Below are 15,040 nucleotides of genomic sequence, written 5' to 3' on the forward strand. Positions count from 1 at the left end.
GAAGCACCCCGACGCCGCCCGCTGTGGTCGCGAAGGCTGGCAGGTGGCTCTGAAGCAACCCAGACCCGCGTGGGTTCAGGCCGACCAGGAGCGCTGGCACAGCACCAGCCGGTAGCCATCCGGGTCGGCGATGGTCACGCCCCACTGTTCCCAGTACGGATTTTCCGCCGGAACGCGCCGCCCACCGCAGTCCTCCAACCGGGCCAGCGTCTCCGGGTCGGGCACACGGCCCAGGTACAGCACGAGCAGATCCTCGCCCGTCGGTGTTGGCTGAAGAGCGTTTTTCCTGGGCCGGGTCAACTCCAGATGCCAGCCCGCGCCCGGAATTCCGAGCATGAGCAGGTCGGCGAAGGCGTCCTCGGCGCTGCGGTAGAGGACGCTCAGGCCCAGCCCCTCCACGTAGAACCGCTCGGCGGCCGTCAGGTTCAGGGAGGGTCGGGCCAGACGGACGTGCGTGCTCGCAGATAGATCGGGAATCATGCGCCGCGAAGCTCTCGGTAGTCGCCCAGGTCAGCGCGGATGCTCGGTGTGGAGAGCAGGGTGCAGTAGTCGAAGGGTTGTCCCAGCCCGAAATCGTGCGCGACGCCGGGCTGCTGGCGCAGCAGATCAGGAGTGGGCCGCACCTGTTGCACCAATTTGTCGTGTGCCGCGCTGGGCAACTTGACCTGACCGAGGCTGGAGAACCGGGCTGAAGGGATCATGGCAGGCTCCTTAGGGGGCGGGGCAGCACTTCACTACGGAGCACCTGATGTTGCGTGCCCGTGCGGAAGGCGAGTTCGAAGGGTGCGGGTAAGGCGGGCCGCGCCACGGGAATCCAGCCGCGCCCATGCGGCACGACGATCAGCATGCCGTCATGCTCGCCGATGGCCGTGAAGGTCGGACTCTGACCGTTGAAGGGCCGCAGGCCGAAGCGCTCACCCAGGTCATGGACGGCCAGGGTCACGTCCGGCACGACCAGTCCCAGCTCGCTGACGTGCAGCACACTTTCCGGGCCGAAGGGTTCGGTGTGGTCGTTCGGAAGGTCGTGCCGGGCGATGAATTCCAGCAGGTTGCCCGCCGGGTCGTCGAAGTACACGTTCGTGGTGTTCCAGCGGTCTGAGGGCAGCACGCGATCTCTGCCTGTTGAATCCCTCAGCACCGGTACCCGGCTTTCCAGCCACCGTTTCGCTTCGTCTGCTCGGTTGCGGGGAATGTCGAAGGCCACGTGCGAGAAGGCGTCGTGGGTGGGGTCGGCCGCGAAGGTCAGGAGGGTCGTTCCCGCCCGGACGGTGAGGCGCTCCGGCGTGTCTTCTAGTACCACCAGGCCCAGTGTTCCGGCGTAGAAGGTGCGCTGGGCGCTGAGGTCGCAGGCGTGCAGGGTCAGGTGCTCGATGTGCATGGGGGCTCCGGTGGGGGAGAGCGGCCTGGGGTCACGGGCGGGCGGCTGAACCGGGAGCGTGCCGTGCGGTCATGCCTCCACCCTAGAACCTCAAGTACACTTGAGGTCAAGTGTCCACCGACTCCAGCCTGCCGCCCGCCCAGCTCGCCGCCCGGTCCGGCCTGAGCATCCCGACGCTGCACTACTACGAGCGCGAGGGCCTGATCCGCAGCGTGCGGACGGCTGGAAACCAGCGCCGGTACGCGCGGGAGACGCTGCGCCGCCTCGCCTTCATCCGCGCGGCCGTGAGGCTCGGGGTGCCGCTCGCCGATATCCGCGCCGCGCTCGACACGCTGCCTGAGGGCCGGACGCCCACCCCGGCCGACTGGGCGAACCTCTCCGCGCGCTGGCGGGTCCGGCTGGACGAGCAGATCGCCGCGCTTCAGCGGCTGCGCGATGACCTGAGCGGGTGTATCGCCTGCGGGTGCCTGTCGCTGGAGACGTGCGCGCTGCACAATCCGGACGACGGGTACGCGCGCGAGCATCCGGGCGGAAACAAACTCAGCTGATTTCGGGGTGGGCGGGGACGGTGGGGCGGCGTTCCGGCAGGAAGCTCAGTGCGATCAGGAGCAGGCCGCTCCACTGCACGGCGCTCAGGGTTCGGCCCTGGAGCAGGTCGGTCACGATGGCCGTGGCCGGACTCAGGCGCGTGAGCAGCGAGACCTGCACCGGCGACGAGTGCTGGATGCCCCGGAACCACAGGGCGTACGCCAGCGCGGTGGTGATCACGACCATGTAGGCCAGCAGCGGCCATTGCGCACCCGTGGGCATGGTCGGGACGCCCTCCGAGAGCAGCGCGACCGGCAGGAGCAGCAGACCGCCCCAGGTGAGCTGCCACGCCGTGACCGACAGCATGGACGTGGCGGGCGGTGTGCCCCACGCGCTGCTCAGCAGGTACCCGCCGGAGGCCGCCACCACGCTGACCAGACCGGCGATCACGCCCCAGGTGTCCAGACGCGCCCCCGGCCCGAGCACCAGCAGGGCCACCCCCAGGAGCCCCAGCAGCGCCGCCGTCAGCGTGTGCCGGGTAGGCCGCCGGCGCAGCGCGACCAGATTGAACACGATGATCAGCAGCGGCCCGACCGCGCCCAGGGTGGCGGCCACTCCGCCGCTCAGGCGGCTGGCGCTGAGAAAGAGCGTGGAAAAGAACAGCCCGAAATTCAGCGCCCCGAGCAGCAGACTCTTCCACCACCATGCGCCGCGCGGCAGGGCGCGCACGAGCAGCAGGAGCAGGAGTCCGGCCAGCAGGGCGCGCAGCATGGCCACCGTGACCGGCCCCAGCGGGTGCAGCTGCCCCAGCACGAGGTAGCTCGTCCCCCAGCTCAGCGGAGCCAGCGCCGCCAGGGTCAGTGGATCGGGACGCTTCATATATAAAAACTTTACATATAAAATATTGTGAGGGCAAGCACCGACCTGGGTACACTCCGGGCATGACGACCCTGGCCCTGCTCGACCGCATCCGCCAGGACTGGCGGGAGCGGGAACCCGACCTGTCCACCGCGCCGATGCTCACCTTCATCACCCTCAGCCGGGCGCAGAGCCTGCTGGGGGACGCCGTCCGTGCCACCGCTGCCCGCGCCGGACTCACCTCCGGCACCCGTGACCTGTTGTTCACGCTGTACCGTTCCGCGCCCGAGGAGGGCCTTCCGGCCAGTGAACTCGCCGCACTGCTGGCCGTATCGCCCGCCACCATCACCGGGAGCACCGACCGACTGGAAGACCGTGGACTCCTCACCCGCACCCTTGACCCCGACGACCGCCGCTCCTGGCGCATCGCCCTGACCGACGCCGGACGCGACGTGATCCGCGCGCACCTCCCGGAGCATCTGGCCTTCGAGGAGAACCTGCTCGCCCCACTCACGCCTGCCGAGATCACGCAGCTCGAAACGCTGCTGCGGAAACTCATCGACCATGCCGAGACGAACGGGCTCGTCTGACGCGCTGTTCAGGAGGGAGGCGTATTCAGGGTCACCGTGAACTCCGCGCCGCCGCCCGGGTGGTTCCGGGCGTCCAGGGTGCCGCCCTGAGCCTCGGTCAGCGCGCGGGCGATGGCGAGGCCCAGGCCCGAACTGGCCCGCCCCTGCGGATCGCGCGTGCGGCTGGCATCCGCGCGGTAGAAGCGTTCGAAGGCGCGCGATAGAGAATCCGGCGCGAAGCCGGGGCCGTGATCCCGCACCGTCAGCACAGCGCGGTCCCCCGAGGTCGCGGCACCCAGCTCCACTGCCCCCGGCGCGGCGTACCGCAGCGCATTGTCCAGCAGATTCTGGAGGGTCTGCCGCAGACGATCCGGGTCGGCCTGGACGGTCACGGCGGGGCCAGCCTGGACGCTCAGACTCACGCCCGCCTCGGCGGCCCGCCGCGCGTGGGCGTCGGCCAGAGCGCGCAGCGTCTCGCCCGCGTTGACGGGTTGCAGGGCCAGGCTCAGCGCGCCCCCCTCGGCCAGCGACAGCAGGCGCAGGTCCGTCACCAGCCGCGCGAGCAGCAGCACCTCGCCGTGCAACCGTCCCAGGGCCGCGCCATTCAGCGGTTGCACACCGTCCTGCATGGCCTCGATCTCCGAGCGCATGACCGACAGCGGCGTCCGTAGATCGTGGGCGATATCGGCCACCAGCCCGCGCCGCCATGCCTCCTGCCGCGCCAGACTGACGGTGAGTTCGTTGAAGGCCAGGGTCAGGGCGCGCAGTTCGTCGTTCCTGGGCGGCACCGGGAGGGTCACGCCCCGTTCCCCCGCCTGCAGGCGTCCAGCGCCGTCGGCGAGGCGCAGCAGTGGAAGCGTGAGCTGCCGCGTGATCAGCGCCGCCACCACCGTCGAGAGCAGCGTGCTGACGATCGCTGCGCGGATCGCGCCGCCCATGATGGTGTGCCCCGCCTGCCGTACCAGCGCGTCCCAGTCGGCCGCCGTGAGTGTCACCGACGTCTCGGGCCGGAACTGCGCGAGCACCTGCATGGTCGTGCCCACCGTCATGCCGGTCGTGAGGATCACGGCCAGCAGCGCCGTCAGCGTGAAGGCCCGGCCCAGGCGGTTGCGCAGGCCCCAGCGGCGGCGTTTCCCGCGCGGGCGGCCCGGCCACCCCTCCAGGTGACGCAGCTGCACCCGGCGGCGTGCCCTCAAGCGTTCTTGCGTCTTTCCCACCCTTAGCCCACCCGCAGGCGGTAGCCGACGCCCCGCACCGTGTCCAGCAGCGCCGCGTCGTCGCCGAACTTGCGCCGCAGGTTCTTCAAGTGGGCGTCCACCGTCCGCTCGTCCGTGCCGCGTTCCAGGCCGCCCAGGGCCGCCAGCAGTTCCGCCCGCGTACGCACCACGCCCGGCTCGCGGGCCAGCAGGGCCAGCACCCGAACCTCGGCCACCGTCACGTCCAGGGCCTGCCCGCGCAGGGTCACGTCAAAGGCCGCCGTATCCACCATCAGCGGCCCGGCGTGCAGCGCCCCGGTGACCTCGGTCACGCCGCCCGCACGGCGAAGCACGGCCTTCACGCGCGCCACGACCTCGCGCGGACTGTACGGCTTCACCACGTAATCGTCGGCCCCGATCCCGAGGCCCAGCAGGCGATCCACCTCCTCGTCGCGTGCCGTCAGCATGATGATCGGCACTCCGGACTCTGCTCGCACGCGCCGCGCGACCTCCAGACCGTCGACCCCGGGAAGCATCAGATCGAGCAGGATCAGGGCCGGGCGGGCTGCGCGCCACAGTTCCAGCGCGCGGCGCCCGTCCCCGGCCCGTTCGGTGTGGAAGCCCTCGCGGCGCAGGTACACCTCCAGGATGTCGGCCAGCCGGGGTTCGTCTTCCACGATCAGGATGGTGCTCATCGCCGTTCATTCTCCCCGAAGACGGGCGGTGAAACACTCCTCACCGCCCTTTACTGCTGAGATCCTGTCAGATCTTGAGATCGCCGTCAGAACCGGCGCGATCCGGGCTGGGCCGATCCGGGCGGGGTTCGCCACCCAAGGTGCGGCGCAGCGCCTCGTACTCGTCGGCATTGATCTCACCCTTGGCGTAGCGCTCCCGGGCGATGTGCAGCGCGGAATCGTTCACGAAGCGGTCGCGGTGGCGGCGCAGCCTGTCGCGCATATCGGCGGCCATCTCTTGGCCGTCCAGAGCGCTGCCCGGGCCGCCCGCCATGAACCGGCGGCCCATGAAGCGGCGACGTTTGAACAGCAGGAAGCCGCCGAGCAGCAGCAGCGGCAGCAGGAAGCCGGGGCCGTGGTGCTCGTGGTAGGGCCCATAGGCCATTGGGCCGTAGCCGTACGGCGTGGCCTGCATCGGAGCGTAGCTCTGCGCGGGCAGTGGGGTGGCGGCGGGGTTGTTGATGATGACGTCCATGTTCAAGTTCTCCTTTAATGTCCTGAGCGGGTGCAGGGGCCATCCCTGCCTGCACAGACCTTAGTTCCAGGGGCGTGAAGCGCAGGGGGAGCGCGTGTGAACGCCGTGTGAACGGGCACGCGATAGATGGTGTGAAGGGTTGGCCTTCCCAGGCCGCCGGTGAGGTCGATTCCCCGAGAGTGACCGGATTCACCGCTGTCGTGCGAGCTGGAAGAATCCGACCGCCTGACAGTTCAGGCGGTCGGGTTCAGGCGAGTTGTAGGCGCCTACTCCAGCGTCAGGAGGGAGCACGTGGGTGGCCTGCTCTTCGACAGGTCAGCCCACGTGATCCCTTGGAGATCCTGGTGGCCGTCTTAGCCTGCTCAGCGGATGCGGCGGATGGTCTGGCTGGTGCTGTCTGAGACGTACAGCCGCTTGCCGTAGTATGCGAGGCCCACCGGTTCGTCGAAGGTCGCGGCGTTGATGTTCCCGTCGGCGGCACCACTAATGCCGCACAGGCCAGCGGCGGTGCTCACGGTACCGTCCGCGATGATAAGGCGGATGCAGTGGTTGCCGGTGTCGGCCAAGTAGATCGTGCCGTTCTCGTCCACGGCGATGCCGCCCAGCCGGCCGAACAGCGCGGCCGCGCCCTTGCCGTCCTGGAAGCCGGTCTTGTCGGTCGTGCCGGCCACGGTGCTGACCTCGCCGGTCGGCGTGACCTTGCGCACCGTGCTGTAGTCCGTGACGTACAGGTTCTCCTGACGGTCCATTGCCAGGCCCACCGGGGAGCTGAAGCGGGCCGCGCCGCCTACCCCGTCGGTGTTGCCCGATTGCCCGGCGACCCCTGCGAGCGTGCTCACGGAATTGCCGTAGATGCGCCGCAGCGTGTAGTTGGAGGTGTCGGCCACGAACACCTCGCCGGTGCGGGTGTTGGCGACGATGCCGCGCGGCCGGTTGAACTTCGCGCTGCTGACGGGGCCGTCGGCGGCGCCGCAACTGTACGGCCGGCCACGGTCACGGCCTTGCGGTTGCCGTTCAGCGGGTAGGACGTCAGCTTGCGCACCACGCAGCTGTCGTCCTCCGTCCAATACGCGTAGGCCTCGTAGGCCGGCGAGTCGTAGCCCACCGCGATGCCCTGCGGGGCGCGCACTTTGGCCGTGCTCCCGTCGCCGTCCACGCTGCCGCTCTGGCCGATGCCGATGGCCGTCCCCACAGGATTGTCGGCGTACCCCACCTGCGCGTAGCGGATGTTCTCGGTGAGTCCCGCGATGTACAGCAACACCTCGCCGTTCGTGGCGCCGGCCGCGCCGGTGGCGGCCAGACCGACCGGGTAGTTGAAGGTGGCGTCGCTGCCCTTACCATCCTGGCTTCCGCGCACGCCGACCTTCCCGGCAATGGTGTCCACAGTCGTGAAGGTCAGGGTTGGCGTGGGTTGGGGAATCGGGTTCGGCGTGGGCTTGGACGTGCCGCCGCCGCAGGCGGTCAGCATCACCAGCGACAGGACGGCCGCCGCCGTCGGAAGGCGGAGTGTGGTCATGCTCTGCACAGCTTCGACACGCTGGTCTGCTCGTCTGATCATGTGGGGTCTCCCTCATCTGGTGTGGTGAGCCTGCTCTGGCGGGCGGGATGGAAGCGGCCGACCTGATCTGCGGTGGATCGACCGGACTGCCCAGGGGATGTCGTGCATCGGGTCGTCATGGCTGTCGCTGCAATGTTCCCCCTTCTGGCATGAGCCTGAGGCCCGTCGGGTCACGCCGCAGTCAGGCGTTGCGGAGGTTGTGCCGGTGCGGTGCGTTCGGAAGGCCTAGGCCGGTTCATGCACGCGCGTTGCCTCCTAGAAAGCCCAGCTGCTGGAGAGCAGGGTATAGATATATTAATGTACAGATATACTCGAGATGAGGTGTTCCCATGACCGAACCTGATTCCAGACCGCAGAGTATCGAGCGCGTGCAGACCGGCATCCGCGTCGAAAAGCGACTCCTGAAGGTGCTCAAGGGCCTCGCCGAGTACCTCGACCTGAGTCTCAGCGACCTCGTTGAAGGCATGGCCCTGCATGCCCTGGACGGCAAGGCCGCCCTGACCAACCCGGACACGCTGAACCAGGTCGAGCGGCTGCGCGCCGTGTACGGCCTGACCCTGCGGGCCGAGGACAGCCATCGGCTCGTGGAGGACGCCCATGACGACCGGTGACTTCCAGATCGCTTTTGCTCAGGCCACCGCCCGGTTTGGCCACTTCGGGCACGCCGCGCACGTGTACGTCATCTGGACGCTGATACGGGAGCAGCCCGCGCTGTCCGCCCTGGCCGAGTTCCGCTCTGGCCTGCGGGTTCTCGCGAACAGCCTGGGCCTGAGCGACAAGTACCACGAGACGCAGACCGTCGCGTGGACGCTGCTGGTACTGGAACGACTGGACAGGGATGAAAGCTGGGAGGCCTTCGAGGCGCGGAATCCAGATCTGTTCGATGCGGGCATGCTGGCCCACTACTACCCGCCCGAGGTGATCGACAGTGCAGGGGCGCGGGCGGGTTTCGTTGTGCCACTGCCCGTGGAGAAGCGGTAGAGGCGGCGAGACCCTACCCGTCGCCTCGCCCATCAGGCAAGGGGATCGGCTCCGTCCGGTACAGACGTGGACGCCTGCTGGCCCATCTGGCCGTTCACTGTCCTGGTCAGAACGTGCCAGATGCGGCGCAGGAGCGGGGTGTGGGACACCCGATCCGCTGTGGAAGCGGCAAGCAGCCGAGCGTCGCGCGCTTCCCTGAGGAATTGAGCGTGCCGGGCCTGCGCGTGTTCGTACACCTGCCACCTGTTCCAGTCGCTGCCTATGAACTTCATCACGTGCTCCTTCGCCGGTTCGCGGGCAGGCGGCAAGAGGTCGAAGGGGGGTAAGACCATCGTGCGGCATGTCCAGTTCTGGCGCGTGGGCCACGTGGCGCATCTGGCCGCTCAGCAAGATGGCCTGTGCACTGACAGGCGACGGGCCGCGTTCACCCACCGCCGTTGGCTGCGTTCACGTGACCGGCGCTATCCTGCTGCTCATGTCGTATCAGGCGGTCATTGGCCTCGAAGTTCACCTGCAACTGAAGACGAGGTCGAAGATCTTCAGCGCGTGCCCGCAGGAGTACCACGGCGCGGAGCCGAACACCTTCACCGATCCCTTCACGCTGGGTCTGCCCGGCACGCTGCCCACGCTTAACCGCGAGGCGGTTGAGCTGGCCATGATGTTCGGCCTGGGCCTGAACTGCGACGTGAGCGGCTTCACGCAGTTTCACCGCAAGAATTACTTCTACCCGGATGCGCCGAAGAATTTCCAGCTCTCGCAGTACGACCGGCCCATCGCGCGGGACGGCTTCCTTGACGTGACATTGGACGGCGGCCAGGTGAGCCGCGTCCGGATCAAGCGCGCCCATCTGGAGGACGACGCGGGCAAGCTCACGCACCCGACGTACGCGCCGTACTCGCTCCTCGACCTGAACCGCGCCGGGTCGAGCCTGCTGGAAATGGTGACGGAGGCTGATATCACCACGGCCGAGCAGGCCCGCGCCTTTCTGGAGAGCGTGCAGGCCATCGCGCAGGCGCTGGGGGTCAGCGACGCCACGCCCGAGGAAGGCAAGATGCGCTGCGACGTGAACCTCAGCCTGCACAAGCCCGGCGAGCCGTGGGGGACGAAATGCGAGGTGAAGAACCTCAACTCGTTCCGCAGCGTGGCCCGCGCCATCGAGTTCGAGACGGTTCGGCAGGCGCGGATTCTGGACGCAGGCGGGCGGATCACGCAGGACACCCTGGGCTGGGACGAGGGCGGCCAGAAGACCTTCCTGATGCGAACCAAGGAGGGCGAGGCCGACTACCGCTACTTCCCGGAGCCGGATCTGCCGCCGCTGGACATCACGCCCGAGTGGATCGCGCGGGTGCGGGCGCGCATGCCCGAACTGCCCGTGCAGAAGCTGGCACGCTACCTCGCGGCGGGCGTGCGCGAGTCCGACGCGCAGACGCTGAGCCTCAGCGTGCCCCTGTCACACTTTTACGACCGGGCGGCGGGCGAGGGAGCCGATCCGCAGAAGCTCGCGAACTGGCTGCTGGGCGATGTGGCCGGTCTGCTCGCCGCGCAGGAACGCAGCCTTGCCGAGAGCGACCTGAAGCCTGAACATCTCGCCGCGCTGGTGAACCTGATTGACGCGGGCACCATCAGCGGCAAGATCGCCAAGGAACTGCTGCCCGACGTCATGGCCGGCCGCGATCCCGCCGCGCTGGTGCAGGAACGCGGCCTGAGCGTCGTGACCGACACCGGGGCCATCGACACGGCCATCGATGACGCCATGGCGGCCGATCCGGCCACCGTCGAGAAGGTGCGGGGCGGGAATGCCAAGGCCATGAACGCCCTGTTCGGCCCGGTCATGAAGGCCATGGGCGGAAAAGCCAAACCCGAAGTGGTGCGCGAGAGACTGCAAGCCAAGCTGGGACTGTGACGCCCACCTCGTGGCGCTCGGCGGCCCTGGCCTCCCTGTGGGCGCTGGTCGTGGCGACCTTCGGGCTGGCCGCGTACTCGCTGTGGCGGGCCGGGACGCTCGACGCTGTGGCGGTGCTCGAGGCCCTGCGTTCCATGCTGGCGGGCCTGATTCTGGTGTGGTGGACGCAGGTGTTCACCCGTTACACCGCCGAGGAGGCCGTGCCCGACACCGACGGCGTCCTGCGCGCCCTGCGCGTGGGGCTGCCATGGCTAACCTCGCTGCGCCTGTCGATGTGGTTGCTGCTGCTGCTGTCCCTCGCCTCCGGCCTGGCCGAGACAGCCAGTCCGGTCGCGGTGACGGCCCTGGTCACGATCAGCGGGGCGTTCATCTTCGCGAAGAACGCCGTGTTCGGCACCCTGGCCCGCTGGGCGGTCACGCCGAACGAGGCGCTCGGTCGAGTGCGCCTCGCGCAGTGGCTGAATGCCGCCGCCGCGCTGAGCCTCGCGCTGGGTGTGGTGAACGTGGTGCCCATCGCGGGACTGTCCGGCGGCGACTCGCTGGACGTGACCAGCATGGTCGTCTACGGCCTGCACGCCCTGCTGGACACGGCCGCCATGCTGCTCTCGCTCCGGGCCGTGCCGCCACCGATGGCCCCCTGACGCCCACCCGCTACTTCGTCCAGCCGTGCTCGTAGCAGTACGCCCAGGTCTCGCCGGGCTCCGCAGACCGGATGATCGGATGGCGCTGCGCATGCGCGTGCCGGGTCGCATGCCGGTTCTTGCTGGAATCGCAGCAGCCCACATGTCCGCAGGTCATGCACACCCGCAGGTGCACCCAGGTGTCGCCCAGCGCCACGCATTCCAGGCACACGTCCGACTCGGGCGTGATCGGCCCGGCGTTCTGTTCTGCATGCTCACACTCGGCGCGTTGCGTGGCGCTCAGCGTGACCGGCGGATGCTCCGCGAGGTGGCGCATGATGTCGGCCCGCGTGACCTCGGGGGGCGTGACGAGGTCGAGGATGCCCGCAACGATCTCCTTCTTCGCGCTGAGCACATGCTGCGCGCCCAGGGCCTGTAACCCCTGAAAGCCCTCGCTGGTGGTCGCCTGCGTGATGATCGTCAGTTGTGGGGCCACCGTGCGGGCCACGCTCACGGCGCGTTCGGTCATCTCCGTGTCGTCGTCCGCGATCACCAGCGCGCTGGCTGAACCGATGTCCAGTTCGCGCAGCAGGCCCGCGCGGGTGTAATCCGCGATCAGCACGGGCGCGCCGCGTCCCTGGAGTTCACTGGCGCCGTCGGGACTGCGGGTGATCACCGAGTACGGTTTCCCGGCGCGGCTCAGCGCGCGGGCCGCGAGACGGGCGTGCGGTCCGTACCCGGCAAAAATCACGCGCCCCGCGACCGGCAGGCCGTGCGACTCCCCCTCGTGGCCTGGCGTGCCTTGCTCTCCGTTCCCCGATCCGGACGCCGGGGCGGGAGCGGGCAGGTGTGCGGTCAGGCGACCGGCCAGAGCGCCCAGGGCGGGCGTGAAGGCCATCAGCAGCACCGTCGCGGCGATGAACACGCCGCTGCCCTGCTGGCCCATGCCCGCGAAACTCAGGCCCAGGGCGGTGCCGGTCGTGGCCAGCACGAACGAGAACTCCCCGACCTGCGCGAGCTGAAAGGCCACCGGCAGGGCGGTGCGGGTGCGTTCTCCCAGGAGGCGCACGCTGACAAACGACACCGCAATCTTCAGCAGCGCGATCAGGGCCGCCGCCCCCAGCACGAGGCCCAGGTTCCGGATCAGGAAGCCCAGGTCGAGCTGCAGGCCTACCGACAGGAAGAACGCGGCGCTGAACAGGATCTGCAGCGGCAGGATTTCACCCATGGCCTGCGCGCCGTAGCGGCTCTCGCTGACCAGCAGGCCCGCCAGGAACGCGCCCAGCGCGAGGCTCACGCCCGCCAGGGCCGTCAGGCTGGCCGTGCCGAAACACAGCGCCACCACGGTCAGCAGGAAGATCTCGGCGCTGCACGTGCGGGCCACGACTTCCATGACCGGCGGCACGATCCGCCGCGCCGCGACCAGCACGAAAGCGATGATTCCCGCCGCCTTCGCCAGCGCCAGGAGCACGCCGCCTACCCCACCGCCCTGCCCGGCCAGCATGGGAATCAGCAGCACCATCAGCACCACGGCCAGATCCTGGAAGATCAGGATGCCCAGGGACACCTGACCGGTGCGGGCGTTCGTCTCGCCGCGCTCGCCCAGCACCCGCATCACGATCGCCGTGCTCGACAGGGCGATCAGGCAGCCGGTGAACACGGCATTCTGTGCGCCTACACCGAAGGCCAGCAGCGCCCCGGCCACCGCCAGCACCGTCAGGCCGACCTGCAGGCCGCCCCCCAGGAAGATCAGCCGCGCGATCCGCGACAGGCGCTCCAGGCTGAATTCGATGCCGATGGTGAACAGCAGCAGCATCACCCCCACGTCCGACGCGGCCGTGATCAGCGCCGGGTCGCGGATCAGGCCCAGGGCGCCGGGGCCAGCGATCACGCCCGCGACCAGGAACCCGATGATCGGAATCAGCCGCAGCCGGAATGACGAGTACGCGGCCAGCGCCGAGACGCCCAGCAGCAGCGTGAGCTGCACCAGGAATTCAGGCGGGCCGGTGTGGGCGGCCCCGGCGGGAGCGGAGGCCGCCGCCGCGCCGGAGAGCAGCATCAGCAGGACAGGGCTCGGGCAAAGAAAGCGCATACCTCAGCATGCCGCACTCCGTGCCCGCTGTCAGACCGCGGCGTGCGTTAGGCCCTGCCAGTCGCGTCAACGGCGGCCGGCAGCGTCACGAAAAACGTCGCGCCTTCCCCCGGACGGCCCTCGGCCCGCACGTGCCCACCGTGCGCGATTACGATCCGCCACACGTCAGCCAGCCCCAGTCCCAGCCCCTCGAAGCGCGTCACGGTGGGCAGGCGCGCGAACGCGCCGAACAGTCGCGTGGCGTCCGATGGGTCGAAGCCCACCCCGTTGTCCCGCACCTCCACGACCACTACCCCTGGCCCACGGTCGGCCCTCACCTGCACCTGGGGCCGGGGCCGACCCCGCGTGAATTTCACGGCGTTGTGCAGCAGATTCCCGAACGCCACCCGCAGCGCTGCCGGATCGCCGCGCACCGGCGGCAAGGCGAGCATGTCCAGCTCCGCCACGGGCGGCGCGAGCCCCTGATCCAGCCACGCCAGTTCCACAGTCTGGGCGAGATCCACGTCTTGAAAGTCGACAGGAACGCCGCCACGGGTCGCGTAGGTCAACAGGCCGTCCAGCACCTCGGCCATGCGCTCGGTCGACTCGATGATCGCGTACGCGTACCGCGTCCTCGGCTCGGCAGGCACCTGCTCCAACAGCGCGGCGTAGCCCACGATCAACTGCATGGGTGTCCGCAGGTAATGACTCACGGAGCGGGAGAAGGCCCGCAACTCCTCATTCGCCAGCTGCAGTTCTCGCGTGCGTTCCTCGACCCGCGCTTCCAGGTGGGCGTACAGCTCCGCGACCTCCTCCCGGGCATCACGCAGGGCCTCGCGTTGAATCCGGGCCGTCGCCTCGATGCGCTCGTGTTCGAGCTCCGCGAAGGCCACCTCCAGCCGACGCTGTTCCTGCTGGCGATCCAGATCCTCCTGCAAGGCCCGGTGCTGCTCGCTGACCTCGTACGCCAGGCGGTAGTCGCCGGAGGCCGCGTGCGCCCGCGCCTGCAGGCGCAGGATCCGGGCCAGCTGCTCCTGCGGTGGATCGTCGCCCAGCAGTTCCAGAACCTGCCGGGTCATTGACAGGCTCAGGCTGGGATCGAACGCCAGCTCCAGTTCGGCCAGGTTCGTCAGGGGCCGAACCGTGTCCTGGGGTCCCCCGGCGGCCGTGAAGCCGTCCACGCTCCGCTGCAGAAGGTCGCGCGCCTCGTCCGTTCGCGCCAGTAGGGAGTACACACGCCCCAACGTATCCATTGCCTCCGCCGCAAGCCGCTGCCCAGGATGGAGATGCAGGCCGTGGCGCTCCACGACCTCCGCCGCCTCGGCAGGTCTCCCAAGCCACACCAGGGTATCGGCGCGGTTGGTCAGGAAGATCTGCCGGGTCACGGCCGGCAATGTCTGGCCACGGCGTTCGAGGTGCTGATCGATCACCGACAGCGTCCGCTCGAACTGGCCCAGCCGCGAGTAGAGTAGGACGTGCTGCGCCTGCACGACGTCGGCCGTCTGTGGCGAATCCGAGTAGCGGAGCGCCTCGCGGAGGGCGGTGAACGCCGCACCGTAGTGGCCGAGTTCGATATGGACGATGGCCGCGTTCGTGGCCGCGAGGGTCGCCCCGATCATGTCGTTGGACTCCAGGGCGCAGCGTCGTGCCTGATCGAGCCACCGGCCCGCTTCCGAAGGCTGCCCCTGCCGAAACGCGACTCCAGCCAGCATGTTAAAGGCAGCCGTCTTCTCGTTGGGATCGTCTAGGGCACCCAGGGTGACGGTGAGCCGCTCCGTATCGTGCTCTACGGCGCTGGTATCGCCCAGCCTCACGAAGAGCGCGAGTCTTGACGAAAGCACCCGTGCCTCACTCTGTGGATCGCCACTGGCCAGGGCCAACGCCTCGCTGAAGGTCTCGCTGGCCCGCGCATGCTCGCCTGTGAGCAGCAGCCCGGTGCCCAGGGCCGTCATGACCGCGACGGTGGCCCGGCGATCCCCGGCCTGCTGGGCTGTGGCGAGCAGCGCCGTGGCCTCGTGCACCACCGCGTCGGGCTGTTCGCGGGTACGTTCTTGCAGAGCACGCAGCTGGGCGTGGGAGAGTGACGGGATCTGGGACGGCGGCATAGGCGCCCGGCCAGCGTAGCGTCAAAGAGGGAGCAGCGTAGAGCGGCCTGCGCCGGGTCTGTGC

At 69.1% G+C, this 15,040-nt stretch carries 18 protein-coding genes; 6 read left to right on the forward strand and 12 right to left on the reverse strand.

The genetic code is table 11. The annotated features are described in order from the left end of the window. Positions 1 to 75: 75 nt before the first annotated feature. From E7T09_RS01915 to E7T09_RS01925, 3 genes are read right to left on the reverse strand one after another with little or no spacing between them, the layout of a single operon-like run. Positions 76 to 480, reverse strand: coding sequence for a VOC family protein (locus tag E7T09_RS01915; protein WP_136387445.1), 405 nt, complete (start codon positions 478 to 480; stop codon positions 76 to 78). Further along, positions 477 to 701, reverse strand: a complete 225-nt coding sequence (locus E7T09_RS01920) for a hypothetical protein (protein WP_136387446.1) — start codon at positions 699 to 701, stop codon at positions 477 to 479. The genes E7T09_RS01915 and E7T09_RS01920 overlap by 4 nt, the downstream gene beginning before the upstream one ends. Continuing rightward, positions 698 to 1,378: a VOC family protein gene (locus E7T09_RS01925; protein WP_136387447.1), complete on the reverse strand. Its 681-nt coding sequence runs from the start codon at positions 1,376 to 1,378 to the stop codon at positions 698 to 700. Before E7T09_RS01925 ends, E7T09_RS01920 begins: the two co-directional genes overlap by 4 nt. Positions 1,379 to 1,488: 110 nt before the next feature. On the opposite strand from E7T09_RS01925, the gene soxR reads away from it, so the two are divergent. Next, on the forward strand, positions 1,489 to 1,926 hold the full coding sequence (gene soxR / locus E7T09_RS01930) for a redox-sensitive transcriptional activator SoxR (protein ID WP_136387448.1): 438 nt from the start codon (positions 1,489 to 1,491) through the stop codon (positions 1,924 to 1,926). Here the strand turns inward: soxR and E7T09_RS01935 are convergent. Further along, a complete protein-coding gene (locus E7T09_RS01935; RefSeq protein WP_136387449.1) occupies positions 1,919 to 2,785 on the reverse strand; it encodes an EamA family transporter in 867 nt (288 codons plus the stop codon). The genes soxR and E7T09_RS01935 overlap by 8 nt on opposite strands. 62 nt (positions 2,786 to 2,847) lie before the next feature. Between E7T09_RS01935 and E7T09_RS01940 the strand changes: the two genes are divergently transcribed. Further along, a complete protein-coding gene (locus E7T09_RS01940) occupies positions 2,848 to 3,354 on the forward strand; it encodes a MarR family winged helix-turn-helix transcriptional regulator (protein WP_136387450.1) in 507 nt (168 codons plus the stop codon). Positions 3,355 to 3,362: 8 nt separating this feature from the next. Here the strand turns inward: E7T09_RS01940 and E7T09_RS01945 are convergent, their stop codons facing one another. The 5 genes from E7T09_RS01945 to E7T09_RS22170 all read right to left on the reverse strand — a co-directional run bounded on the left by E7T09_RS01945 (position 3,363) and on the right by E7T09_RS22170 (position 7,254). Further along, entirely contained in the window at positions 3,363 to 4,550 is a 1,188-nt protein-coding gene (locus tag E7T09_RS01945) for a cell wall metabolism sensor histidine kinase WalK (RefSeq protein WP_240741565.1), read from the reverse strand. Between the two features lie 2 nt (positions 4,551 to 4,552). Next, positions 4,553 to 5,224 (reverse strand): response regulator, encoded by a 672-nt coding sequence (locus E7T09_RS01950; protein ID WP_136387451.1) that lies wholly within the window; start codon positions 5,222 to 5,224, stop codon positions 4,553 to 4,555. A 67-nt stretch (positions 5,225 to 5,291) separates the two neighbouring features. Beyond that, positions 5,292 to 5,738, reverse strand: coding sequence for an SHOCT domain-containing protein (locus E7T09_RS01955; RefSeq protein ID WP_136387452.1), 447 nt, complete (start codon positions 5,736 to 5,738; stop codon positions 5,292 to 5,294). A gap of 362 nt (positions 5,739 to 6,100) precedes the next feature. Then, a complete protein-coding gene (locus tag E7T09_RS01960) occupies positions 6,101 to 6,658 on the reverse strand; it encodes a hypothetical protein (protein ID WP_370293758.1) in 558 nt (185 codons plus the stop codon). Further along, positions 6,574 to 7,254, reverse strand: coding sequence for a hypothetical protein (locus E7T09_RS22170; RefSeq protein WP_240741567.1), 681 nt, complete (start codon positions 7,252 to 7,254; stop codon positions 6,574 to 6,576). The genes E7T09_RS01960 and E7T09_RS22170 overlap by 85 nt, the downstream gene beginning before the upstream one ends. A 371-nt stretch (positions 7,255 to 7,625) precedes the next feature. On the opposite strand from E7T09_RS22170, the gene E7T09_RS01965 reads away from it, so the two are divergent. Both E7T09_RS01965 and E7T09_RS01970 read left to right on the forward strand, forming a co-directional pair. After that, entirely contained in the window at positions 7,626 to 7,907 is a 282-nt protein-coding gene (locus E7T09_RS01965; protein WP_136387454.1) for a hypothetical protein, read from the forward strand. After that, positions 7,894 to 8,277 (forward strand): hypothetical protein, encoded by a 384-nt coding sequence (locus tag E7T09_RS01970; RefSeq protein ID WP_136387455.1) that lies wholly within the window; start codon positions 7,894 to 7,896, stop codon positions 8,275 to 8,277. Before E7T09_RS01965 ends, E7T09_RS01970 begins: the two co-directional genes overlap by 14 nt. 32 nt (positions 8,278 to 8,309) lie before the next feature. On the opposite strand, the gene E7T09_RS01975 is transcribed toward E7T09_RS01970, so the two are convergent. Continuing rightward, entirely contained in the window at positions 8,310 to 8,549 is a 240-nt protein-coding gene (locus E7T09_RS01975; RefSeq protein WP_136387456.1) for a hypothetical protein, read from the reverse strand. A gap of 203 nt (positions 8,550 to 8,752) precedes the next feature. On the opposite strand from E7T09_RS01975, the gene gatB reads away from it, so the two are divergent. Beyond that, positions 8,753 to 10,180 carry an Asp-tRNA(Asn)/Glu-tRNA(Gln) amidotransferase subunit GatB gene (gene gatB / locus E7T09_RS01980; RefSeq protein WP_168734656.1) on the forward strand — a complete coding sequence of 476 codons (1,428 nt, stop codon included), beginning with the start codon at positions 8,753 to 8,755 and terminating at the stop codon, positions 10,178 to 10,180. Beyond that, positions 10,177 to 10,821 (forward strand): hypothetical protein, encoded by a 645-nt coding sequence (locus E7T09_RS01985; protein ID WP_136387457.1) that lies wholly within the window; start codon positions 10,177 to 10,179, stop codon positions 10,819 to 10,821. The genes gatB and E7T09_RS01985 overlap by 4 nt, the downstream gene beginning before the upstream one ends. A gap of 10 nt (positions 10,822 to 10,831) precedes the next feature. Here E7T09_RS01985 and E7T09_RS01990 read toward each other — a convergent pair whose 3' ends face one another. Together E7T09_RS01990 and E7T09_RS22175 are read right to left on the reverse strand one after the other, a co-directional pair. Further along, positions 10,832 to 12,892 (reverse strand): cation:proton antiporter, encoded by a 2,061-nt coding sequence (locus E7T09_RS01990; RefSeq protein WP_136387458.1) that lies wholly within the window; start codon positions 12,890 to 12,892, stop codon positions 10,832 to 10,834. A 47-nt stretch (positions 12,893 to 12,939) separates the two neighbouring features. After that, positions 12,940 to 14,976, reverse strand: coding sequence for an ATP-binding protein (locus E7T09_RS22175; RefSeq protein ID WP_240741568.1), 2,037 nt, complete (start codon positions 14,974 to 14,976; stop codon positions 12,940 to 12,942). Between the last annotated feature and the right edge of the window lie 64 nt (positions 14,977 to 15,040).

The organism is Deinococcus sp. KSM4-11 (genome assembly GCF_004801415.1).
GTDB lineage: Bacteria > Deinococcota > Deinococci > Deinococcales > Deinococcaceae > Deinococcus.

What these genes read in the sequence shown, in the direction of transcription:
- E7T09_RS01955 (WP_136387452.1), bottom strand. Translation starts at nt 5,738, where the DNA reads ATGGACGTCATCATCAACAACCCCGCCGCCACCCCACTGCCCGCGCAG.
- E7T09_RS01965 (WP_136387454.1), top strand. Translation starts at nt 7,626, where the DNA reads ATGACCGAACCTGATTCCAGACCGCAGAGTATCGAGCGCGTGCAGACC.
- E7T09_RS01970 (WP_136387455.1), top strand. Translation starts at nt 7,894, where the DNA reads ATGACGACCGGTGACTTCCAGATCGCTTTTGCTCAGGCCACCGCCCGG.
- E7T09_RS22175 (WP_240741568.1), bottom strand. Translation starts at nt 14,976, where the DNA reads ATGCCGCCGTCCCAGATCCCGTCACTCTCCCACGCCCAGCTGCGTGCT.
- E7T09_RS01925 (WP_136387447.1), bottom strand. Translation starts at nt 1,378, where the DNA reads ATGCACATCGAGCACCTGACCCTGCACGCCTGCGACCTCAGCGCCCAG.
- E7T09_RS01940 (WP_136387450.1), top strand. Translation starts at nt 2,848, where the DNA reads ATGACGACCCTGGCCCTGCTCGACCGCATCCGCCAGGACTGGCGGGAG.
- E7T09_RS01950 (WP_136387451.1), bottom strand. Translation starts at nt 5,224, where the DNA reads ATGAGCACCATCCTGATCGTGGAAGACGAACCCCGGCTGGCCGACATC.
- E7T09_RS01920 (WP_136387446.1), bottom strand. Translation starts at nt 701, where the DNA reads ATGATCCCTTCAGCCCGGTTCTCCAGCCTCGGTCAGGTCAAGTTGCCC.
- E7T09_RS01915 (WP_136387445.1), bottom strand. Translation starts at nt 480, where the DNA reads ATGATTCCCGATCTATCTGCGAGCACGCACGTCCGTCTGGCCCGACCC.
- E7T09_RS01935 (WP_136387449.1), bottom strand. Translation starts at nt 2,785, where the DNA reads ATGAAGCGTCCCGATCCACTGACCCTGGCGGCGCTGGCTCCGCTGAGC.
- E7T09_RS22170 (WP_240741567.1), bottom strand. Translation starts at nt 7,254, where the DNA reads ATGACCACACTCCGCCTTCCGACGGCGGCGGCCGTCCTGTCGCTGGTG.
- E7T09_RS01990 (WP_136387458.1), bottom strand. Translation starts at nt 12,892, where the DNA reads ATGCGCTTTCTTTGCCCGAGCCCTGTCCTGCTGATGCTGCTCTCCGGC.
- gatB (WP_168734656.1), top strand. Translation starts at nt 8,753, where the DNA reads ATGTCGTATCAGGCGGTCATTGGCCTCGAAGTTCACCTGCAACTGAAG.
- E7T09_RS01975 (WP_136387456.1), bottom strand. Translation starts at nt 8,549, where the DNA reads ATGAAGTTCATAGGCAGCGACTGGAACAGGTGGCAGGTGTACGAACAC.